The organism is Pseudomonas sp. DWP2-2 (genome assembly GCF_049897065.1).
Lineage (GTDB): Bacteria > Pseudomonadota > Gammaproteobacteria > Pseudomonadales > Pseudomonadaceae > Aquipseudomonas > Aquipseudomonas paracarnis.
In genome coordinates this window covers 102087-124479 of the sequence record NZ_JAFCVN010000013.1, presented here as the reverse complement: position 1 = coordinate 124479, position 22393 = coordinate 102087, and the positions used below count along the sequence as shown (strand labels likewise).

Below are 22393 nucleotides of genomic sequence, written 5' to 3'. Positions count from 1 at the left end.
TCTGTTCGAACTCTTCCAACTATCTAGTAAGCGAAGAGCCATCCGAAATTGCGCAAAATACGACTTGTGTAAAGCACGATCTTTACACAAGTCTTCGCACGCTTTCCCATTCCAGGTTTTCTGCGAATCAAGACGGACTGTTCTTTACGTTTTTCTGTGAATGTCGTTATTTTTTTTGATTTTTACCAGTAAAATAAGGCGATATAGGGGTGATGGTCTGCTCTTATGTGAACTACCTTTCTAAGGTCCAAGACCGACCCTGAACAAACAAAACCCCCGATAGCGAAAGCATCGGGGTTTTTTTATGGTCGACGTGCAGGCGTCGCGCGCGGGGTGCCTTTGTACAGGCAGCACACCAACCCCAGCATTTGTTCTCATGGCTCACAAGATTTAGGCTGGCGCCACCTCTAACAAAGAAGGAAGGCTGTGATGACCTGGTCCGCCAAGCAGTACACGATGTTCGAACAGCAGCGCACTCGCCCCGTCCGTGACCTGGTTGCGGCAATTCCCAACACCGACGTGGGCACCGCAGTCGACCTGGGGTGCGGGCCGGGAAACTCCACTGAAGTGCTGGCCGAGCGTTTCCCCCAAGCGCACGTCACTGGCATGGACAGCTCCGATGACATGTTGGCAGACGCCCGCAAGCGCCTGCCCAGGTTGAACTTCGAGCTGGCGGACATCGGCGCCTGGCATTCTGCGCAACGCTTGGATGTGATTCTGGCCAATGCCTCGCTGCAATGGCTGCCCGACCACGCCACGCTCTACCCGCATTTGGTCCACCAACTGAACCTAGGCGGTACGCTGGCGGTGCAAACCCCGGACAATCTTGACGAGCCCGCCCATCGTCTTGCCCGAGAAGTCGCGGCCGATGGCCCATGGTCGGCAAAGATAGGGGCGGTCAAACACAATGAACGGCACACCGCCAGTTACTACTACGAACTGCTGAGCAAGCATTGCAGTACCGTGGACGTGTGGCGCACCACCTATCAACACCCCTTGGCGGACCACGCGGCGGTGGTGGAGTGGTTCAAGGCTTCGGCATTGCGGCCTTTTCTTGCGCCGTTGACGGACGATGAAAAAGCCGCCTTCCTGCAGCAATACCAGGCGCGAATTACCCAGGCTTATCCAGCCCTGGCCGATGGCACGGTGTTGTTGCCCTTTCCGCGGCTGTTCATCATTGCCACACGCTAAAGCGATCAGCCCAGGTGGCGGTCACGCAGCCGCTGCTTGGGCTTTCAGATATTCCTCTGCCGACACTACACCCGCATAGCCAAATGCCAGGGAGGCCATGTACGCCCCGTGCACCTGTGCCGCCGGAATCACCTGGCCGTTGAATTCCTGGTCGCGGGTCGCGCAGGCGTCATGGATCACCGTAACCTTGTAGCCCAAGTCCGCTGCCGCCCGCACCACGGCGTCAACGCACATATGGCTCATGCTACCCACCACCACCACCTCGGTGATGCTGCGCTGTTCCAGCAGTTCGCGCAGGTTGGTTTGGCGAAACGCATTCACGAAGTGTTTGAGCACCACCGGTTCATCGCCCTCGTTGAGCACCTTGGCATGCAAATGCGCGCCTTCGGAGCCCGGTGTGAAGAACGGTGCGTCGTCGCCAGCGAACTCATGCCGTACATGAATCACCGCATCGCCTGCCTGCCGAAACGCCTGGAGCACCTGCGCCGCCTTGTCCGCTGCGGCTTCCACGCCGTCGAGCGGCCACTTGCCCTGGGGGAAGTAGTCGTTCTGGATATCGATTAGGATGAGCGCCTGCTTGGCCATGTGTGTTGCCTCGTGATGGGTTGATGGGCCTAGTATCTTAGCTGGCGATCACACCGAGAATTGGCTGCACCGACAATAACAGGGGGAAAACTGACAATGGCCGCGCAACGCAGCACTGTCGAGCTGGGTGTGTTGATCTACCAGGGCGCGCAACTCGCCGCAGTCCACGGGCTGACCGACCTGTTCGGGGTCGCTAACCGCATCGCCGCCGAGCATGAATCTGCGCAGTTACCGCTGCTGCGGGTCAGCCACTGGCAGGTAGATGCCCACGGCACGCCCGCGCGCACGTTCGACAGCCCCCCAGGCCCCGAGCAACCGATGATGGCCGTGTTGGTGCCGCCCTCAATTGCAGAGTTCACCGAAGACCAGGCGCCGCCTGCGCTGCTGGAATGGCTGCGCCTGCAACATGCGGGCGGCACCGTGCTGGGCGGCGTGTGCATCGGCTCGATCATGCTGGCGCGCAGCGGCCTGTTGGATGGTCGCAGTGCCACCACCCACTGGTCCTCCGCGAAGTCTTTTGCGGCCTGTTACCCGGCGGTGCGACTGGAAGCGGATAAACCTATTGTCGATGACGGCGACCTGATCACCTCCGCTGGGCTGATGGCCTGGTCGGAGCTGGGCCTGCGCCTGGTCGATCGGCTTATGGGGCCGAGCATTGCAGCTGACACTGCGCGCTTTCTGGTGATCGAGCACAGCGCCAGTGCCAGCCAGTGCGGTAGCAACTTTGCGCCGATTCTCAGGCATGGTGATGGTGCGGTCCTCAAGGTCCAGCATTGGCTGCAGGCCAGTGGCGCGGTGGATGTGTCCGTGGCGGCGATGGCGCAGGAGGCGAACCTGGAGGAGCGCACGTTCTTGCGCCGCTTTCGCAACGCCACCGGGCTGAAACCCACCGAGTACTGTCAGCATCTGCGAGTCGGCAAGGCGCGGCAGATGCTGGAGTTCACCAACGGCACGATCGATCACATTGCCTGGACCGTGGGCTATCAGGACCCCAGCGCCTTTCGCGTCATCTTCAAGAAAATCACCGGCCTGTCCCCCAGCGATTACCGCAACCGCTTCGGGGTTTGAATCGTGCAGAACGCCGCAGGCTTCTCCCCGGGTCGTGCAGAATAAAACAGGCTAACGGCCATCACTTTTTGCGCAACTGATTGATTTAACAGCTCTTCCCTCAATCCCAGCGTTGGCCTGATCCATGCAACCTCACTGCTACACAAAGGTTGATAGAAAAGGGGACCGCATGACCCCCATAAGTCGCAAGAAGTTGGTGGTCGCCCACTCCATGCGAGAGGGTGCGCCCCTGCATGAAATCGAAACCAACCGCGCCCTCGCACGCTGGCTCGCGCAGATCCTGGGGCTCAAGTTCGGTGGCAGTTACGACCCGGCCCTGCATGCGGGTCGGGAGTTGTATCTGCTGCCCACGCAAACCCTGGTCGGGCCAGCCCAAGCGCGCCAGCTCAATATCAAGGGGCCACAAGATCTGTGGGGCGGCTATGTCGATCACGCGTTCATCTGCACCAAAGCCATCAGTCACGGGCTGCTGAGTCCCGAGGCCAAGGCGCCCGAAGGCTGGTCGCCGTCATTCTGCGAGCGTGTGCGTGACGTGGTGTTGGACGGTGTGAGTGTGTTCGCCCTTGAGGATGCACGGCCTGCCGCGACCCGCTTGCTCTACAGCGGCCCGATTCGTCTGAAACCCGTAAATGCCTGTGCAGGGCGGGGGCAGGAAGTTATCCACAGCCTGGATGAGTTCGACGCGATAGTGGCGCGCCCGGAAGCGGCCCGAATGTTCAATGAAGGTGTGGTGCTGGAACAAGACCTGCACGCGGTGGTCACCCACAGTGTGGGCCAGAGCTTTATCGGCGCTCACCTCTTCAGCTACTGCGGCGAGCAGCACCTGACGCAAGACGGGCAGGGGGAAGAGGTCTACGGCGGTTCCGATCTGCTGGTCGTCCCCGGTGATTACGCTGCCCTGCTCAAACTGGATCTGCCTGAAGACGTGCGTGAGGCCATCGAACAGGCGCTGGTTTTCGACCGTGCTGCGAATGAGGCCTACCCAGGCTTCTTCGCCTCGCGCCGCAACTACGACATCGCCCAAGGCCTGGACAGCACAGGCCAGCGCCGCAGTGGTGTGCTCGAACAATCCTGGCGCATGGGCGGGGCCAGCAGCGCGGAAGTCGCGGCGTTGCAGAGTTTTATCAACCATCCGGGCCTTAAAGCCATCCGTGTGTCCTCGGTAGAAACCTATGTAGACCAGGCGCTGCCGGCGGATGCCATCGAGGTATACCGAGGCCCGGCCGAAAACAGCGACTTTCTACTCAAGTATGTGACGGTCAAGACTTATGACGGCTAGAAGCGAGAGCATCACCATCGATATAGACGACGAACAGATGAGCGGGACATTCCTCAGTCCCAAGTCCAAAGTGCCCGGCGTGTTGTTCGTGCACGGCTGGGGCGGCAGCCAGGAGCGGGACCTGGAGCGGGCCAAAGGCATCGCAGGCCTTGGATGTGTATGCCTGACCTTCGACCTGCGTGGCCATGCTGGCACCGGCATCCCCTTGTGCCGCGTCACCCGCGAAGACAATCTGCGCGACCTGTTGGCCGCTTACGATCGCCTGCTGTCCCACCCGGCTATCGACACCTCGGCGGTGGCAGTGGTGGGCACCAGTTATGGCGGGTACCTCGCGGCGATCCTCACCTCATTGCGCCCGGTACGTTGGCTGGCGCTGCGAGTGCCGGCGCTGTACCGCGACCAGGAATGGCTCAAGCCCAAGCGCGACTTGGATAAAGCCGACCTGATGGATTACCGCGGCACCCTCGTGCACGCCGAAACCAACCGCGCCCTGCATGCCTGCGCGCAATTTACCGGCGATGTGCTGATTGTCGAGTCGGAAACCGACGACCATGTGCCCCACGCCACCATCATGAGTTACCGCGCAGCGTGCCAGCAGACCCATTCGCTGACCCACCGCATCATCGACGGCGCCGACCATTCCCTGAGCGACCCGGTGTCGCAGCAGGCGTACACCTCGATCCTGGTGGACTGGATTACCGAGATGGTGGTGGGGGAGCGGTTGAGCATCATTCAGGCCCGATAGTCGTTGCCCTTGTGATCGCTATCGCGGGCAAGCCTGGCACCACCTTGGAATGCATTCCCCTGTGGGAGCCGGGCTTGCCCGCGATAGCGATTCAACAATCACCACCGTCTCATCAGGCTGTTTTCTTAACCCGCAACGCCTTGGCCTTGGCCTCCACCCCCAAATACATCACCAGTGCAATCAACAACGGGCAGATAAAGTAAATCGCCCGATACGCGATCAGCCCCGCCAGCAAACTCCCCCGCGACGCCTCATGTTGCAACAGCGCAATGAACACCGCCTCCAACACCCCCAACCCGGCGGGGATGTGGGTGACCACTCCGGCAATCGCGCTGATCAACAGCACGCCCAGCACCAGTGGGTAATCCAGTTTGGCCGGCAGCAAGGTAAAGATCACCGCGGCCATCAATGACCAGTTCAACGCACCCAGGGCCAACTGCAAACAGGCCATGCGCAACGACGGCAAGTTGATCTCGATACCGCGAATCGACCACGCACGCTTTTTCGAAAACCGGCACGCCGCCAGGTAGCCCAGGCTCGCGATCACCAATAACACCCCGACGCCTTGCAAGGCGCCGCTGCTGAGCTTCCAGCCTGGCGGCAGGGTCACCAACCCGCTGCTGAACACCACCCCGGCCAACACCATATAGCCGAACCAATTGGTGGCCAGGCTCAGGCCGAGGATCTTGGCGATATTGCTGGTGCTCACGCCCAGGCGTGAATACAGCCGATAACGCATGGCGATGCCGCCGACCCAGGCGCTGAGGTTGAGGTTGAACGCGTAGCTGATGATGCCCACCGGTAATATCTGCTTCCAACGCAACGGCTGGCGAATGTAGGTGCGGCCGATCAAATCGAAGCAGGCATAGACGATAAAACTGCACAGCGTCAGCGCGCCGGCGATGAACAATGTGCGTAGCTTGAACTCGCTCAGGGTCTGGAACACTTCGCTCCAGTCGATGCGCCGGGCGAGCAGGGTAAACAACACGATCAGCAGCACGAAGAACGCAATCGTCAGCGGTTTCTTCCAGCGCTTGAACCCAGAGGCTTGCGCTTGGGGGCGGGCTTCAGACGTCATGGGGTGTGGTCTCAAAAGGCTTCAAACGCGGTTTGTGGGCCGGCAACCAACTGGCCAGGACCGGGAAATGGCGCATTACATGGAACACTAGGAAACCCACGGTCAGGCGCCAGAGCCACAGGCGCGGCTTGCGCTTTTCCGGCATGGTCTGGCAATGATTTCGGGCGAGGGCCTCCAGGCGTTCGTAGAGCTGCTGATTGAAAGCCCGGTCGCGAATCAGCACATTGGCTTCCAGGTTCAATGCCAGGCTCAGTGGGTCCAGGTTGCTCGAACCGACGGTGCTCCATTCGTCATCCACCAGCGCCACCTTGCCGTGCAGCGGGCGTTGGCAGTATTCGTGAATCACCACGCCATCCTTGAGCAAGTAGTCATAGAGCATGCGCGCAGCGAGTTTCGCCAACAGCACGTCCGGCTGGCCTTGCATGATCAACTGCACGTGCACGCCACGGCGCGCCGCGTTGCGGATCTCGCGAAGCAGGCGATAGCCGGGGAAGAAATACGCGTTGGCGATCACCACCCGCTGCCGGGCCTGGCTCAAGGCGTGGATATACGCGTCTTCGATGTCGTCACGATGCTGGATATTGTCGCGGTAAATCAGGCGTACCAGGCCGTCGCCTGGCTCGTTCGTCCAGGGTGAAGGCCGCTGTTGGCGCCGCCGCCAACCGCGACGGCTGCGCACCTGGCGGCCACTTTGGGCAAGAGCGAAATGGTGCAGGTCGGCCACGGCCGGGCCGATCACCTGCACGGCGTAATCCTGCTTGGCTTCGGGGCCGAAATCCGCCAAGTGGTCAGCAGAAAAATTGATCCCGCCGATAAACGCCACGCGGGCATCCACCACCACAATCTTGCGGTGCAGGCGGCGAAACCAGTTAGTGCGTATGCCGAAGGTCTTGGGCGCCGGGTCGAACATTTGCACCATCACCCCGGCTTCGGCCAACTCCCGCAGGAAGCCCGGGCTCAGCTCGCCGCAACCAAAACCGTCGAGGCTGACCACCACCTTTACCCCACGCTTGGCCGCCTCGATGAGGATGCTGTGCAGCTCAAAGCCGACCTTGTCTTCAAAAAGGATGAAGGTCTCCAGCAGGATCTCGCGCTCGGCGCTGCGCAATGCCTCGAACACGGCAGGAAAGTACGCCTCGCCGTTCTCCAGCAACACCACCTGGTTGCCGCTCTGCCAGCCGTAATCCAGATCTCGCGCCTTGCTGTCATCTGGCGGTTGGTCTGTGGCGATATGGTCTACCGCAACGTTCATAGCTCAACCTCCACCGACAGCGGCACATGGTCTGATAAATGGGACCAGGGACGAGTGGTGAGCACGCGAGGGTTGTGCACCGTCAGGTTGCGCACATAAATGCGGTCCAGCGGCAGCAACGGCAGGCGTGCCGGGAAGGTGCGCGCCGGTTTGCCGAGGGTGTGCATGAACACTTCCTGCAGGCCGCTTTGGCTCAGGTCGGCTTTTTGCCGCCAGTCGTTGAAATCGCCAGCGACCACCAACGGCGCATCGGCGGGAATCTCGCTGATACGTTGTTCCAGCAAGCGCAATTGTTGTTGGCGGTGCACCTCGCGCAAGCCCAGGTGGATGCAGATCGCGTGCACCTGCTGGCCGCTGCCCGGCAGGCGCAACACGCAATGCAGCAGGCCGCGGTTTTCATGGCCGCTTTGCGAAATATCGAGGTTGTCGTAGCGGATGATCTGGAATTTCGACAGCAGTGCATTGCCATGATCGCCATGGGGGTACACCGCATTGCGCCCATAGGCAAATTGCGGCCAGATGCTGTCGGCCAGGAATTCATACTGCGGCATTTTTGGCCAGTCGCTGTAGCGCTGGGGATGGCGTTCGTGAGTGCCATGGATCTCCTGCAAGAACACCATGTCTGCGCCCACGCTGCGCACCGCTTCACGCAGCTCGGGCAAGATGAAACGGCGATTCAGTGCGGTGAAACCCTTGTGGATATTAACCGTCAGCACCGTGAAACGGGTGATGGCGGTGGTCGGCGGGGTGGGGATCAGCTCTGGATGCGTCATGGCAATACTCCTGGTTCCGGCAGCCGGCCAGGTTCGGTGAGCAGGTGTTGGTCCAGCCCGAAACGTTGCAGCAATTGGCGTGCATCGAAGGGGGCGCGAACTTTGATGTCGTTGTCGAAAAAGCAGAACACGTCACGGTGTTTACGCCTGCGGGGTGTGTGGTGCGGGTCGACGAGGTGTGCATCGGCAGGTTGCTTGCCCTGGGCCCAGCGCTCAATGCGGTCACCCCAGCGCTGGAGCGCTTCGGCGCTATAACCGCTGGCGTATAACTGCTTGTCGCCGTGCAAGCGCAGGTACATGAAGTTGGCGGTCACGTCTTCCACGTACGGCCACTTGCCGGCGGTGTCCGCGACCACCAGCGCCACACCGTGCTTATCCAGCAGTTGGATGAACTCCGGCACGGCAAAAGTCTTGTTGCGAATCTCCACGGCATGGCGCAAAGGCTTCTTGGCATAGGCCTTCATGCTCGCCTTGCCGTTCAGGCGTGGCTCATGCTGGCGGGCGAGGGCGGCTGCCTGCTGGGTATCGGTAGGTAATTCAGCCAAAAAGGTTTCGAACAGCGTGGCGTCGAATTTGAAGCTGGGCGGAAACTGCCAGAGGATGGGGCCGAGTTTTTCTTTGAGTTCCAGCACGCCGGAAGCGAAGAAATTCGCCATCGGCTTGTGCACGTCCCGCAGGCGCAGGATATGCGTGATGAAACGGGGCGCCTTGACACTGAACAGGAAACCTTCGGGCGTATCGGCATACCACTCGGCGTAGCGCTTGGGGGTTTGCAGCGCGTAGAACGAGCCGTTGATTTCGATGCTGTTGACGGCGCGTGACGCAAACTGCAACTCGCGTTTCTGGGTCAGCCCTTCGGGGTAAAAGTCCCCGCGCCAGGGCGTGTAGCGCCAGCCGGAAATGCCGATGTGAATCGCCGCCATGTTTACTCCCGTGGATGGTGGGTGAGGTGACCTCCGTTATGGGATGACTGCGCTATTTGGCTGAAAGTTTCCACATTCCTACAGGCGGTAATAGGGGTGAAATGCGGGAGGGGCATTGCAAATGCAGGGAACGATAAAGGCCCCAGCTCGTCAGTTCCTTACACACCCTGCTGAAGGAGCCCGCTGTTTTGCTGAATTTAAAGACTGCATTACTGCTCGGCGCGCTGCTGCTCTGCGGCAATGGCGCATTGCAGGCCGCGGCCTCTGCGCCTGCTGCCGACACACCGGCCAAGCCGGAGCTGCTGGTGGAGGGCGGGTTGCTCGGGGCCATCAGCTCCAGCATCGACGACGTGCAGAACAAGCTCGATCTCGACCAGAACCTCATCGACGCCTGGCGCCTGCGTGCTGATCGCGCCGCAGACGAAGTAGGGCGCCTGGTAGACCAGACAGCCGCACGCTCGCCCTGGAGCGTGGCCGGCGATTTCCTGCTGTTGTCCGGCGTGTGGGCCGGTGCCTTTGCCCTGTTGACGATGCTTGGGCGCCTGGTTGTGCAACGATCGAGCCGCCGCCCGTTCCTTGCGCGGCGTCAACGGCTGCAAGGCTTGCTGAGCTATGTGGTGCCCTACACGATTCCAGCGCTGATCTGCCTGCCGCTGACCCTTTATGTCAGTCACTTTTTACCTGCGTCTGTCGGCCGAGCCCTGGCACTGTGTTTTGCCTACGCCACCAGCAGTGGCATCTTTTCCACCTCGCTGTTGCTGTGCGTCATTGTCATGTTCAACGTCGGGCACAAGCGGCCTGCCGTGCAGATCATTCGTGACTATTGCCCCAAGCCGCTGTTCCTGATCGGCTTTCTCGCGGCCCTCAGCGATGCGCTGACCAGCCCGCAAATCGCTCGTCAGTTGGGCGGCAATATCACCAGCAGCATCGCCGTGTTTACCGGCCTGTTTGCCGCAGTCATCTTTGGCGTGCTGGTGGTACGCCTGCGGCGGCCGGTGGCCCATTTGATCCGCAATCGGCCGTTGGCCCAGCGTCTCAAACATCCAGCATTGCAACAGTCGCTGCGGGTGTTTTCCGGGCTCTGGTACTGGCCGATTCTGTTGATGGTGCTGGTGTCGGCGGTCAACCTGATTGGTGCCGGTGACGACAACCAAGAGGCCCTGCGCTGCGCGCTGCTCACCACCTTGTTACTGATCGGCACGGTGTTTCTCAGCACCGTGCTGCAACACCTGTTCAAGTCCCGCAGCCAGGTATCGATCCAGCGCAGCAGTGCCTACAAGGAACGCTTCCTGAGTTTGCTGCACGCAATTTTGCGTATCGTCATGGCCATCGCGTTTATCGAGATACTCGGGCGTATCTGGGGCGTTTCGCTGTTCGAATTCGCCCAGCGCAACTCGGTGGGCCGGGCCATCAGTGATTCCCTCAGCAGTATCGGCCTGATCCTGTTGGTGACCTGGCTGTTCTGGGTGGTGCTCGACACTGCGATCCAGGAAGCCCTCAAACCACCGGTGAATAAACGTTCCAGTCGCCAGCCCAGTACCCGGGTCAAAACCATCCTGCCGCTGCTGCGCAATGCAGTGAAGATCATCCTGGTGGTGATCTGCGCGATCACCACCATGGCCAATCTGGGCATCAATGTCGCGCCGTTGCTGGCGGGCGCCGGGGTGGTGGGACTGGCGATCGGTTTCGGTTCCCAGCAACTGGTGCAGGACGTGATTACTGGCCTGTTCATCATTATCGAAGACACCCTGTCCATCGGCGATTGGGTGGTGCTCGACTCTGGTCACGCCGGCACCGTGGAGGGCCTGACCATCCGCACCCTGCGCCTGCGTGATGGCAAGGGGTTTGTGCATTCGGTGCCGTTCGGGCAGATCAAGGCGGTCACCAACCAGTCCCGTCAATTCGCCTATGCCTTCTTCTCGGTGCAGTTCACCTACGACACTGACGTGGACAGGGCCGTGGAGCTGATCCGCGAGGCCGGCCAGTCGATTCGCGACGATGTGTTCCTCAAGTACAACCTGCAAGGGCCGTTGGAGGTGTTCGGGGTGGACAAGATGGACCTCAATGGCGTGGTGCTCACGGCGCAGTTCCGCACGGTTTCGGGTGGCCAATACGCTGTCAGCCGTGCGTTTAATCAGCGCTTGAAAAAGCTTGTGGATAACTGTGATGAGGTGCATTTTGCGCAAACTTATCCACAGCAGGTGTTGTTGCCTAAGCGTGTGGCGCAGGAGCATGAGCAGGATGCGGTGTTGACGGAGCAGCCCAGGTCTCAATGATGAAGGTGGCTGTTCTGGCCCCATCGGGAGCAAGCCCCTCCCACATTGAGATTTGTGAGCACGTTTCAAGTGTGGGAGGGGGCTTGCTCCCGATGAGGCCCTCAAGGTCAGCGCCTGATCAACTTCTCCTGCACCGCTTGCTGATCCATCTCCAACAAAACCTGCTGCTTGCCCCCTACCATCACCGCCGCCGGCACCCCATCACGGTACACAACCCGATTACCGCTTACCGCTGGCACCTTGGCTCCCGGTAACAGCGTGCCGACAAGATTCAACGGATCCGCCCCACACACCGCAATTAAACTCCCATCATGGGGCCGCCGCCGCACCTCGCGCAGCAACGGTATCGCCTCCGGCAATGCAAACTGCTCTCCCGCCAACCCACTGACAAACCGCCCGCCACGGATCTCGCCTCGCGCCTCCAACCGATGGAAGGTGCGCAGCAACTCGCGCCAACTCGGTAACCAATCCGCCTCGCGCTCCAGCAGCCGCCAGAACACCACGCCATAGCGGCGCAGCAGGGTCATCGCCACATGCTCCAGGGTCTCGGCCGTATGCGCGCCGGCGGCGGTCGCCGAGCGGCGAACCAAGGCCCAACGCCCGGCGTCGTCCATACCGCCGACAAACGCCCCGCGCCCACGTCGACTGCTGCGCGCCTGGCGTTTGCTCGCGGGGGTGGTCAAGGCGCGCAGGCCGGCGAAGCTGTCAGCATTCACCAAGCCGGCGCCTACCAATTCCTGCAAGGCTGTCTCCAACTCGCTGGGCAGCAAATGGGCCTCGTGTACCAGTTCATCGAAAAACAGCGCGCCATGCTCGCGCAGGGCCAGGTGGACCTTCTGCGTCTTGGGCGACAAGGTGGTGCTGTCGGTAGGCTCGGTCAGCCCGCTCCACAACGCTACCTGGCTACGGGGGAGCAAAACCACCGGGGTGCTGCGCAATGCCGTGGCGCCGGCCTTGTTGCTCAGGCGCGTCCAGACCAGCTTGCCGCTGCGGCACAGGTCATCGAGCCAGGTCGATGAGTAATCCTTGATGCGGGCGCTGAGCAGGTCTGTGTCCCAGGCTGACGTGGCAGCGGCATAGCCTTCGAACTGGCCGACGATTTGCGGCAACACGGCGCTGCCCTGGCCGCGGGTGCTGTCGGACAGGTGTTGCCAATCGAACAGAAAGCGCATGAAATCCTGCAATGCCACCGGCTCGATTTCCCGGCGCAGGCGCTTGACCGTGTTGCGATGAATGCGCGCCAGCAAATGACGTTCGCACCATTGTTCTTCACCCACGCCGGGGCTGAAGTGACCTCGCAGCACATAGCCTTCTTGTTCCAGGCGTGCCAGGGCCTGGGTAAGCGCCACCACCGGTAATGCCAGGGGCGCTGCGATCTCGACCAGGGTCAGTGGGCCAAAACCACTCAGGCGCGCACGTAGCACTTCCACCAGCGCTTCATCAAAGGACCAGGGCTCATCGAACCCCGGCAGCAACGGCAGATCGTTGGGATACAGCGCCTGCAAACAATTCAAGCGCTCTACGGCGACCCACATTCCGTTGGGCAACTGATAGGTCCGCCCGGCCTTGCGCAAGGCCTGCAACCATTGGGCCCATTGCGGCGTAACTTCGCCCGCTGCGATGCACGCCAGGCTCATCAACGCTTCATGCATTTCATCCAGGCCATTGGGCGCCGGCCAGGCTTCTTCGCGTACACCGGCGATGGCGTCGGCATCCAGGGCGCCCAAGTCGTCGGTGCTCTGCGGGTCGCTCCAGCGTCGGTTGAGCACGGCCTGGGTGCGGCGCTCTTCCAGGGGGGCGTCGTCGAGGAAGGTATAGGGTTTAGCGCTGAGGATTTCTGCGGCCATGGGCGAGGGCGCGGGCAGGTCGCGGCTGATCAACCGCACGTCGCCGCGTTCCATGCGCCGCAGCAGCGCCAGCCAGGCGTCGCTGTCCATGGCCTCGTGCAGGCAGTCGTCGAGGGTTTGCTCCACCAGCGGGTGGTTGGGGATTTCGCGTTCGCCGGAGAGGTTTTCCAGGCAGGCGATCTGGTCGGGAAATACGCTGGCTATCAGGTCTTCGCTCTTCATGCGCTGGATCTGCGGCGCCACCTTGCGCCCGCCGGTATAACGCGGCAGCGCCAGGGCCACGCCGGCATTCCAGCGCCAGCGCACACCGAACAGTGGCGCATCCAGCACGGCCTGGATCAGGATGTGCTCGGCACTGTTGCTGTTGAGGTAACGCCACACCTCATCCAGCGCGAAGCTGTGACTGGTGGACAACGACAGCACGATGGCATTTTCACTGGCCGCCGCTTGCAACTCGAAATTGAAGGTACGGCAAAAGCGCTTGCGCAAGGCCAGGCCCCAGGCGCGGTTGATGCGGCTGCCAAACGGCGTGTGGATGATCAGTTGGGTGCCGCCGGACGCATCGAAAAACCGTTCCATGATCAATGTGTCCTGGGACGGCAAGGCGCTCAGGGCCTGGCGCGACCGGGCGAGGTAATCCAACAGTTGGTCGGCGCTGGCGACATTGAGACCCAGGGTGCCGGTAAGCCAGTCGAGGGCCGGTTGCAGGTCGCCGGGCGTGGCGCCGAGCAAGCTGTCCAATTGCCCTTGCAAGCGGGCCACGGCCACCGATAACTCGTTGCTGCGCCCGGGCGCTTCACCCAACCAGAACGGAATGGTCGGGGGTTGGCCCTGGGCGTCTTCGACCCGCACCTTGCCGGCTTCGACACGCAGGATGCGATAGGAGGTATTGCCGAGCTGGAAGATATCCCCGGCGATGCTTTCCACCGCAAAGTCTTCGTTGACGCTGCCGATATTCAGGCTTTGCGGCTCCAGCAACACGCTGTAGTCGGCGTTGTCGGGGATCGTGCCGCCGCTGGTTACCGCCGTGAGCCTGGCGCCACGGCGGCCACGCAGGGTGTGGGCCACAGCGTCGCGGTGCAGGTAGGCGCTGCGCATGCCCTGGCGGCCGTTGTAGCCCTCGCTGAGCATCTGCAAAAGGGCCTGGTAGTGGCGTTCATCCAGTTCGGCGTAAGGCGCGGCGCGGTGGATAAGCGCCAGCAGCGCCTGTTCCGGCCATTCCTGGGCGCTGACCTCGGCGATGATCTGCTGGGCCAGTACATCGAGCGGTGCCACCGGAATATGCAAGGTATCCAGCTCGCCACGGCGCACGCAGTCGAGCAGCGCGGCGCACTCGATCAGGTCGTCGCGGGTGGTGGCAAACAGGCGCCCCTTGGGCGTGCCACCGACCTGGTGCCCTGAACGGCCGACCCGTTGCAGGAAGCCGTTGATGGAACCGGGTGAGCCGATCTGGCACACCAGGTCCACTTCGCCGATATCAATCCCCAGCTCCAGGGACGCCGTGGCGATCAACACTTGCAGTTCGCCGGCCTTGAGGCGCTGTTCGGCATCCAGGCGCATCTCCTTGGCCAGACTGCCGTGGTGAGCGGCCACGGCGGTCTTGCCCAGGCGCTCGCTCAAGTGCCGGGCCAGGCGTTCGGCCAGGCGTCGGGTGTTGACGAATACCAGGGTGGTGCGGTGTTCACGGGCCAATTGCGCGAGGCGATCGTAGACCAACTCCCACACGTCGTTGGCCATCACCGCCGAGAGCGGCACCAGCGGCACTTCGATCGCCAGGTCACGGGGGCGGGCGTGGCCGATATCCACAATGGCGCAATCACGTTCGGTGCCAACTAAAAAGCGTGCGACGACTTCGATGGGTTTTTGCGTGGCCGACAAGCCGATACGGGTCAATGGCTCGGCACACAGCCCTTGCAGGCGCTCCAGGCTCAAGGCCAAGTGGCTGCCGCGCTTGCCAGCGGCGATGGCGTGGATCTCATCGACGATCACCGTACGTGTGCTGGCGAGCATGTGCCGGCCGGAATCCGAGCCGAGCAGCACGTAGAGCGATTCAGGAGTGGTTACCAGGATATGCGGTGCGCGTTTGCGCATCTGGGCGCGGTCTTTTTGCGGGGTGTCGCCGGTGCGCACAGCGGTGCGGATTACCAGCGGCGGCAGCCCCCGCTTCTCTAGATGTTCGGTAATGCCGGCCAGCGGGTTTTGCAGGTTGATCTGGATATCGTTGGATAGCGCCTTGAGCGGCGACACATACACCACCAGGGTTTGGTCCGGCAGTTCGCCGCCGTTGGCCAGGCCTTGGTGCACCAGGTCGTCCAGCACCGCCAGGAAGGCCGTCAGCGTCTTGCCGGAGCCGGTGGGCGCGGCGATCAGCGTCGAGCGGCGCTGGCGGATCAACGGCCACGCCTGGGCCTGGGCGTTGGTCACCGAAGGAAAGGTACTACGGAACCAAGTGCTGACGGCGGGGTGAAAGCCGTGCAAACCCTTGTCCGTTGATTCGGGAAGGTTCATTCACCCTATATGCAACCGGCGGGGCCAAGTTGCAACCCCGCACTTTATCCGTGACGGTTGCGCTACAAACCCGCAAAATGCAACGATTCTGGCAACTACCTACGGCAAGGCGCACATGCCTGTCGATAATAACCATCGTTCCAAACAGACCGGGCCTGCTCAATCTATGCGAATGCGCCTTATGTTACTGGGCGGCGGGAATGCCCTCGGGCAGGCGCTGATTCGCCTCGGTGCGGAGGAAGACATCGGTTTCCTCGCCCCCAAACCGCCCCAAGACGGCTGGGATGCCGCAAGCCTCACCCAATTGCTCGACGACACCCGTCCCGATGCCTTGATCAACCTCGCCTACTATTTCGACTGGTTCCAGGCCGAAGCCGTGAGCGAAACCCGCTTGGCCGCCCAGGAGTTCGCCATCGAACGCCTGGCCGAGCTGTGCCAGCATCACAGCATCACCCTGCTGCAACCGTCCAGCTACCGCGTATTCGATGGCTCCCGCGCCACGGCCTACAGCGAGAAAGACGAGCCGGTGCCCCTGGGCCTGCGCGGCCAGGCGTTGTGGCGTATCGAACAAAGCGTGCGCGCTACGTGCCCGCAGCATGTGCTGCTGCGGTTTGGCTGGTTGCTCGATGACAGCGTCGACGGCACGCTCGGGCGCTTCCTGGCCCGGGCCGAGAACGCCGACGAGCTACTGATGGCCGACGACCGCCGGGGCAACCCGACGCCGGTGGACGATGCGGCGCGGGTGATCATCTCGGTGCTCAAGCAACTCGATTGCGCTGCGCCGCTGTGGGGCACCTACCACTACGCCGGCCACGAGGCGACTACCCCGTTGGCGCTGGGGCAGGCGATTCTGACTGAAGCGCGCAACTTCCATCCGTTGGCCATCGAGTCCCCCACCGCCCAGGCTCACGCAGCGCGGCCGGATGCGGCGGATGAACCGCAGCATGCGGTGTTGGCCTGCAAGAAAATCCTCCACACCTTTGGCATCAAACCACGGGCATGGCGGGCAGGTTTGCCGGCGCTACTGGATCGCTTCTACCGCCATAGCTGACACCCTCAAAACCAAAATGTGGGAGGGGACTTATGTGGGAGCTGGCTTGCCTGCGATAGCATCACCTGGGTATCACTGATACACCGTGGTGTCTGCATCGCGGGCAAGCCCGGCTCCCACATAAGCCCCCTCCCACATGGGTTATGCGGTGTGGCTTAAACCGAACTCAGAATTTGTAACCGATACCCACCATGTAAACCATCGGGTCTACATCCACATTGACCTTGGCCCGAGTGCCCTGGCCCAGCGCGTTGTTATCCACAGTCGCTTTGGTGCTGATGTCGATGTAGCGCGCCTGGGCGTTGATCATCCACTTGTCGTTGATCATGTAGTCGGCGCCGATCTGTGCAGCCCAGCCCCAGGAGTTCTCGGCCTTGAAGTTGCTGAAACCAGCCTGTTCGGCGCGGCTGCCCACGTGCTCGTCGTAGATCCAGGTGTAGTTGATACCGGCGCCCACATACGGTTGGAACGCGGATTTGTGATCCAGCGGGTAGTACACGACGCTCAAGGTCGGCGGCAGGTGCTTCAGCGTGCCGAGCTTGCCATTGGCGGCGCCCAGGGCGGTGTTCTTGATCTTCACGTCATGCTCGAACGGCGTGGCCGCGAGCAATTCGATGCCGACGTGGTCGGTGATCATGTAGGCGAAGTTCAAGCCCAGTTGGGTGTCGCTGCTCATGGTCGCCTTGCCGCCCAGATTGGTGCCGGCCAATGGGCCCTGGTCAACCTTGACGCTGCTGCTGTCGGCCTTCGGGTTCACGGTAATTGCACCGGCGCGAACCAGAATATCGCCCGCCTGGTGAGCGTGGGCGACGGGGGCGACGAGGGCGAGCGCGAAGAGGGACGCGCCGAGCAGAGACTTGTTCATGGGAGCTCCAAAGGACGTTTAAAAGTTGTACGTCCAATGGTAAAGATCGTTCCGTACGGTCTTTTGACTCAGCTCAATGAAAGGGTGATCAGTCACTTGCGCCACTGATCTAAACCTGTGGGAGCTGGCTTGCCTGCGAAAGCGGTGGTGCAGTAACAGATGCAGCGCCTGATACACCGCTTTCGCGAGCAGGCCCGCTCCCACATTTGGATCTTCGGTGTGTGGGGTTATTCCTCAAGCTCGTACATGTAAATCTTCTGGGCATCCATCTGGTAACCAGCGTCCGCCAACTCGCTGGACGATGGCTTGACCTGCATCGCGCCCTCGATCCAGTACGGTTGATACAGCTCATCGAGCTTCACCCCGACTTCACTTTTCACATGCACGATCTGGTTCGATGGCGGTGGCGGCACATGGATACAGGCGCCGAAATACGGCACCAGCAGAAACTCCGTGGTGCGGCCTTCTTCGCTGACTTCCAGGGGCACGATATACCCCGGCAGGCGAATGTGCTGGCCGTCCAGGCTCTGTACCACTGGCGCGTTAGGCATGTCCTGCTTGGCCGCCGGCGCGGCTTCGACGGACAAGGCATCGGCCATGTTCGACAGGTCGTGCAGCGGCTTTATATTGGGCACTTCAGGTGGCGCATCCGGTGGGATCATCTCCTGCCAGGACAGATCCTTGGGCTGTTCCTGCGCCCAGGCAGGCACGGCTATCAACAACAACAGGGCAAACAGGGCACGACGCATCGAAGCCTTCCTCATAAACGGATGGACAGGCCATCGGCCAAAGATTGGCGGTAGGCGCGCCACGCGGGCACGCTGCCCATCAACAGGGCGGCTGCCAGGATACCGGCGAGCAACGTCCATTCATATTCGCTCGGCCACGACATCGGCAGGTCCAGACCGTAGTTGGCCTGCAAATAACCCCGCGAGGCGGCGATGCACAGGTACAGCAACCCCAGGCCCGCCACCACGCCAGACAAGGCCAAGGCGAAGGCTTCGAAGATCAGCAGCGTTGCGATGTGCCAAGGACGCGCGCCCACCGACCGCAGGATCGCCATCTCGCGGCGACGCTCGTTAAGGCTGGTGAGAATCGCGGTGAGCATGCCGATCAAGCCGGTCAGCACCACGAACAGCGAGATCACAAACAAGGCTTTTTCGGCAGTGCCCATCATGCTCCAGAGTTCTTGCAGCGCGACACCGGGCAGGATCGCCAGCATTGGCTCGCCACGGAATTCATTGATCTCCCGTTGCAAGGCAAAGGTGGAAATCTTGTTGTTCAGGCCGAGCATGAACGCGGTAATGGCCTGCGGCGTCAGGTCCATATTGCGCGCCTGGTCGGCACTGATGCGGCCTTTGCCCTGAGCCGGCACACCGTTGTGCCAGTCGATATGGATCGCTTCCATGCCGCCGAGGCTGATATGCAGCGTGCGGTCCACCGGCGTACCGGTGCGCTTGAGAATGCCGACCACCGTGAACGGCTTGTCGTCATGCTTGACCAGGCTGACCACCGCCACGCCGTGGGCCAGCACCAGCTTGTCGCCGAGTTTGTAATGCAGGGCGTCGTCCACTTCGGCGCCGAGCACCACCTCGAACGGGTCGGTGGCGAAGGCGCGGCCGCTGGCCAGCTCGAGGTTTTGCTTGCGCCCGTACTGGTAGTGCTCGAAGTAGGATTCGTTGGTGCCCATCACCCGGTAGCCGCGATGGGAGTCGCCGAGGGAGATCGGGATCGCCCATTTCACTTGAGGGTTGGCGGCGAAGTGCTCGTAGCTGTCCCAACGGATGTTGTTGGTGGCGTTGCCAATGCGGAACACTGAATACAGCAGCAGGTTGACCGAGCCGGAACGAGCGCCGACGATCAGGTCGGTGCCGCTGATGGTGCTGGCGAAACTGTTGCGCGCCTCGACGCGCACACGCTCCACCGCGAGCAGCAAGCAGACGGAAAGCGCGATGGCAAACGCGGTCAGGATCGCGGTAAAGCGGCGGTTAGCCAGGCTGGCCATGGCTAGACGGAACAGATACATCTCAAACCTCTGCGGGCATGGCGGCGCGATTGAGTTCGGCCAGCGACAGGTTGCGGTCGAACAGCGACGCCAGGCTCTGGTCATGGCTGACAAACAACAGGCTGGCGCCCGCTTCGCGGCATTCTGCGAACAGCAACTGCAGGAAGGCTTCGCGGGCGTCGTAGTCCAGGGCCGAGGTGGGTTCGTCGGCAATCACCAGTTCCGGTTGTCCGATCAGCGCTCGGGCAGCGGCCACCCGTTGTTGCTGGCCGATGGACAGCGAATCGGCACGGCGTTCCAGCAGGCTCTGGTCCTTCAAACCCAAATGTGCGAGCAAGGTCGCCGCGGCCTGGTCGACACTGCCGTGGCGCTGTTTGGCCCGTTGCGCGCGCAGCTTGGAAAAGTGGCATGGCAGCTCGACGTTCTCGCGCACCGACAGAAACGGCAGCAGGTTGAACTGCTGGAAGATATAGCCGGTGTGGTCCACACGGAAACGGTCACGAGCACCGGCCGAGAGTTCGGTCAACTCCTGGCCGAGCAGGCGGATGCTGCCCTGGCTGGGCTTCTGCACGCCTCCCAACAGCCCGAGCAGAGTGGTCTTGCCACTGCCGCTCGGGCCCTTGAGGAACAGGGTTTCCCCGGGTTCCAGGCGGAACGCGGGAATGTCCAGCAACTGCGGGTGACCGGGCCAGTTGAAGCCCAGGTCGGACAGTTCGATTAACGCTTGAGTCATGGGAAGTCAGTGTCGCCTGGTAGTCGAAAATGGCGCCGATCCACTGTGGGAGCTGGCTTGCCTGCGATACAGGCGATGCGGTGCAGCAGGCACACCGTAGCGATGCCATCGCAGGCAAGCCAGCTCCCACAGGGACTGTGCTTTCAAGTCAGAACTTCAGGGTGGCGGCGGTGGCCGTCGCTTCAACACCTTGCTGACCGCTAGGGCCGATCAGTTGTACCTGAATTTTCTGCGTGGCGGGGAAGGTTTTGAACACTTGGCTCAAGTCCAGGTTGCCCAGGGCCGCCGGCGTGGCGCAGGTGAACTGGTAATGGGCGTGGATTTCACTGTGGTCGTGATCATGCTTGTGGGCGGCTGCGCCCTTGCCATCGGTGGCGTGGTCATCGTCGTCATGCTCGGCTTCTGGTTTGTCACCGAACAACGGGCTGTTGAGTTCCTGGCTGCTGACCACGCAACCAGCGGCCTTGGGCAGGTTGAACAGTGCCGATGGATTTTCCAGCTGCTTGCGTACGGCGGCGACCTTGGCTTTGTCGGCGGCGCTGGTGGCGGCATGTTCGAAACCCACCAGGCTCATGGCCGGGCTGTCCAGTTCCAGCTCCAGGGCCTGGCCGTCCAGTACGGCATTCAGGCGCCCGACGCCATGTTCATGGGCGCCGAGGCTGCCGTGCTCGTGGTCGTGGTCTTCGTGAGCATGAGCGACAGCCAGTGGCAGTAGGGCAAACGGCAAAGCAAGCAGCAAACGGCGCATGAGAGGGCTCCAGGATGAAAGTTTTGTTATGTGATCTTATAACAATTAATCCGAGAGTTTGACCGCCCGCTTGGTGTTGCGCAAGCTGCATGGGAGCATGCCCGTCAGAAAAATGCAGGAGTAAGGACGATGTTGCGAATTCGTGGAACCATCGGCGACCTGCCGGTGGACTTGACCCTTGAGCTGGACGACGGCGATTGGGCGCGATTAGGCGCTCAACTGCAGGCCGCTCCAACGCCCAGCGCACCGGCTGCGGCGCCGGTCAAACAGAACGAAGACCTGTGGCAGAACGCCCAGGATTTGCTACGCAAGGCCGGGCAACTCAATGGCCTGGAATTGCTCGACCAACTCGAAGGCTTGGCTGGCGATGCCGGGGCGGGCAAGCGCCTGCTGGTGCGCCTGCGCCACAGCGCCAAGGTGAAGGTGAGCAGCGGCGGGGATACGCCGCTGTACAGTTGGATCGGTGATTAATACAACGCGGCAAACAACTTGCGGCGGTACACCGTGACCAGCGGGTGATCATTGCCCAGCAATTCGAACACTTGCAGCAAGGTCTTGTGGGGCAGGCCTTCGCTGTAGCTGCGATTGCGGATAAACAACTTGAGCAAACCTTCCAGCGCCGCGTCGTATTGCTGGCGCGCCAGTTGCTGGATCGCCAACTGATAGGCCGCTTCGTCATCCTGGGGGTTTTGCGCCAGGCGGCTTTTCAGCTCGGCAGCGTCCGGCAAATCCGCAGCCTGGCGCAGGAAGGTTATTTGCGCCTTGGCCCCGGCCAGGGCGGCCTTGTGGTCGTCGCTCTTGACCGCGTCGAGCACGGCCTGGGCTTCACCCAATTTACCGCGTTCGGCCAGGCAGCGTGCATACAGGATCAGGGCGGCGGCGTTGGTATTGTCCTCGCCCAACAATTGCACCAGCAACGCTTCGGCCTCGCTGATACGCCCTTCGCTGAACAGCGCCTGAGCCTGCTCCAACGGGTCCGCCGCAGCCGGCGGTGGCATTTGCACATGGGGCTCCAGCATCGCCCGCACTGCCGACTCCGGCTGTGCACCGGCAAAACCGTCCACCGGTTGGCCATCCTTGAACAGCACCACCGTCGGCAGGCTTTGAATGCCAAAACGCGCCACGATGTCCTGTTCGGCTTCGCAGTCGATCTTGGCCAGCAGCAACTCACCCTGATAACTCTCGGCAATCTTCGCCAGCATTGGCATCAGTGCTTTGCAGGGGGCGCACCACTCGGCCCAGAAATCGACCAGTACGGGCTTTTCAAAGGAGTTCTGGATAACGGCCTGGTCGAAGTTGGCGGTGGTGACGTCGAAGATGTACGGCGTGGGCTCACTCATGGGGCGTCTCGAATAAAGCGGGAATGGGGGCAACTATAAGGGCTGGCGAGGTTGGCTGAAAGCATCCTGGATTCAAGACCGCTATCGCAGGCAAACCAGCTCTCACCTTGAAATGCATTCCCCTGT

General features: G+C 61.6%; 19 protein-coding genes. 7 read left to right on the top strand and 12 right to left on the bottom strand.

What is annotated here, in order from left to right:
* Positions 1 to 429 precede the first annotated feature (429 nt).
* Entirely contained in the window at positions 430 to 1191 is a 762-nt protein-coding gene (gene tam / locus ACP7CZ_RS23110) for a trans-aconitate 2-methyltransferase (protein WP_054918195.1), read from the top strand.
* A gap of 21 nt (positions 1192 to 1212) precedes the next feature.
* Here the strand turns inward: tam and ACP7CZ_RS23105 are convergent, their stop codons facing one another.
* On the bottom strand, positions 1213 to 1776 hold the full coding sequence (locus tag ACP7CZ_RS23105) for a cysteine hydrolase family protein (RefSeq protein WP_057975594.1): 564 nt from the start codon (positions 1774 to 1776) through the stop codon (positions 1213 to 1215).
* Between the two features lie 96 nt (positions 1777 to 1872).
* Here ACP7CZ_RS23105 and ACP7CZ_RS23100 point away from each other — a divergent pair, with 96 nt between their 5' ends.
* The 3 genes from ACP7CZ_RS23100 to ACP7CZ_RS23090 all read left to right on the top strand — a co-directional run bounded on the left by ACP7CZ_RS23100 (position 1873) and on the right by ACP7CZ_RS23090 (position 4868).
* The gene (locus tag ACP7CZ_RS23100; protein WP_294167195.1) at positions 1873 to 2844 is read left to right on the top strand and encodes a GlxA family transcriptional regulator; all 972 of its coding nucleotides are present in this window, start codon (positions 1873 to 1875) and stop codon (positions 2842 to 2844) included.
* Positions 2845 to 3013: 169 nt separating this feature from the next.
* Positions 3014 to 4123, top strand: a complete 1110-nt coding sequence (locus ACP7CZ_RS23095) for a DUF3182 family protein (protein ID WP_197901046.1) — start codon at positions 3014 to 3016, stop codon at positions 4121 to 4123.
* Positions 4113 to 4868, top strand: coding sequence for an alpha/beta hydrolase family protein (locus tag ACP7CZ_RS23090; protein WP_294167198.1), 756 nt, complete (start codon positions 4113 to 4115; stop codon positions 4866 to 4868). Before ACP7CZ_RS23095 ends, ACP7CZ_RS23090 begins: the two co-directional genes overlap by 11 nt.
* A gap of 112 nt (positions 4869 to 4980) precedes the next feature.
* Here ACP7CZ_RS23090 and ACP7CZ_RS23085 read toward each other — a convergent pair whose 3' ends face one another.
* Genes ACP7CZ_RS23085 through ACP7CZ_RS23070 form a run of 4 tightly spaced genes read right to left on the bottom strand, consistent with a single transcriptional unit; the run spans position 4981 to position 8894 of the window.
* A complete protein-coding gene (locus ACP7CZ_RS23085; RefSeq protein WP_198791681.1) occupies positions 4981 to 5946 on the bottom strand; it encodes a lysylphosphatidylglycerol synthase domain-containing protein in 966 nt (321 codons plus the stop codon).
* A complete protein-coding gene (clsB, locus tag ACP7CZ_RS23080) occupies positions 5936 to 7198 on the bottom strand; it encodes a cardiolipin synthase ClsB (RefSeq protein WP_198791682.1) in 1263 nt (420 codons plus the stop codon). Before clsB ends, ACP7CZ_RS23085 begins: the two co-directional genes overlap by 11 nt.
* Positions 7195 to 7971 carry an endonuclease/exonuclease/phosphatase family protein gene (locus ACP7CZ_RS23075; RefSeq protein WP_032895083.1) on the bottom strand — a complete coding sequence of 259 codons (777 nt, stop codon included), beginning with the start codon at positions 7969 to 7971 and terminating at the stop codon, positions 7195 to 7197. The genes clsB and ACP7CZ_RS23075 overlap by 4 nt, the downstream gene beginning before the upstream one ends.
* Complete coding sequence (locus ACP7CZ_RS23070; protein WP_054896945.1) at positions 7968 to 8894, bottom strand: DUF72 domain-containing protein; 927 nt, start codon at positions 8892 to 8894, stop codon at positions 7968 to 7970. Before ACP7CZ_RS23070 ends, ACP7CZ_RS23075 begins: the two co-directional genes overlap by 4 nt.
* A 188-nt stretch (positions 8895 to 9082) precedes the next feature.
* On the opposite strand from ACP7CZ_RS23070, the gene ACP7CZ_RS23065 reads away from it, so the two are divergent.
* The gene (locus tag ACP7CZ_RS23065; protein WP_197900759.1) at positions 9083 to 11170 is read left to right on the top strand and encodes a mechanosensitive ion channel family protein; all 2088 of its coding nucleotides are present in this window, start codon (positions 9083 to 9085) and stop codon (positions 11168 to 11170) included.
* Between the two features lie 107 nt (positions 11171 to 11277).
* Here the strand turns inward: ACP7CZ_RS23065 and ACP7CZ_RS23060 are convergent, their stop codons facing one another.
* Entirely contained in the window at positions 11278 to 15525 is a 4248-nt protein-coding gene (locus ACP7CZ_RS23060; protein ID WP_294167222.1) for a DEAD/DEAH box helicase, read from the bottom strand.
* A 166-nt stretch (positions 15526 to 15691) separates the two neighbouring features.
* Here ACP7CZ_RS23060 and ACP7CZ_RS23055 point away from each other — a divergent pair, with 166 nt between their 5' ends.
* Positions 15692 to 16576, top strand: coding sequence for a sugar nucleotide-binding protein (locus tag ACP7CZ_RS23055; RefSeq protein WP_054896955.1), 885 nt, complete (start codon positions 15692 to 15694; stop codon positions 16574 to 16576).
* Between the two features lie 166 nt (positions 16577 to 16742).
* Here the strand turns inward: ACP7CZ_RS23055 and ACP7CZ_RS23050 are convergent, their stop codons facing one another.
* The 5 genes from ACP7CZ_RS23050 to ACP7CZ_RS23030 form a co-directional block, all read right to left on the bottom strand.
* Complete coding sequence (locus ACP7CZ_RS23050; RefSeq protein ID WP_014720136.1) at positions 16743 to 17441, bottom strand: OmpW/AlkL family protein; 699 nt, start codon at positions 17439 to 17441, stop codon at positions 16743 to 16745.
* Between the two features lie 227 nt (positions 17442 to 17668).
* Positions 17669 to 18190 carry a DUF3299 domain-containing protein gene (locus ACP7CZ_RS23045; RefSeq protein WP_181125283.1) on the bottom strand — a complete coding sequence of 174 codons (522 nt, stop codon included), beginning with the start codon at positions 18188 to 18190 and terminating at the stop codon, positions 17669 to 17671.
* 11 nt (positions 18191 to 18201) lie between these two features.
* On the bottom strand, positions 18202 to 19467 hold the full coding sequence (locus ACP7CZ_RS23040; RefSeq protein WP_294167242.1) for an ABC transporter permease: 1266 nt from the start codon (positions 19465 to 19467) through the stop codon (positions 18202 to 18204).
* A 1-nt stretch (position 19468) separates the two neighbouring features.
* The gene (locus tag ACP7CZ_RS23035; RefSeq protein ID WP_054896940.1) at positions 19469 to 20179 is read right to left on the bottom strand and encodes an ABC transporter ATP-binding protein; all 711 of its coding nucleotides are present in this window, start codon (positions 20177 to 20179) and stop codon (positions 19469 to 19471) included.
* Between the two features lie 148 nt (positions 20180 to 20327).
* Positions 20328 to 20927: a DUF2796 domain-containing protein gene (locus ACP7CZ_RS23030; RefSeq protein WP_220382817.1), complete on the bottom strand. Its 600-nt coding sequence runs from the start codon at positions 20925 to 20927 to the stop codon at positions 20328 to 20330.
* Positions 20928 to 21056: 129 nt separating this feature from the next.
* Here ACP7CZ_RS23030 and ACP7CZ_RS23025 point away from each other — a divergent pair, with 129 nt between their 5' ends.
* Positions 21057 to 21398: a hypothetical protein gene (locus ACP7CZ_RS23025; RefSeq protein ID WP_089042525.1), complete on the top strand. Its 342-nt coding sequence runs from the start codon at positions 21057 to 21059 to the stop codon at positions 21396 to 21398.
* Here ACP7CZ_RS23025 and trxA read toward each other — a convergent pair.
* Positions 21395 to 22267, bottom strand: a complete 873-nt coding sequence (gene trxA / locus ACP7CZ_RS23020; RefSeq protein WP_294167247.1) for a thioredoxin — start codon at positions 22265 to 22267, stop codon at positions 21395 to 21397. The genes ACP7CZ_RS23025 and trxA overlap by 4 nt on opposite strands.
* Positions 22268 to 22393: the final 126 nt, after the last annotated feature.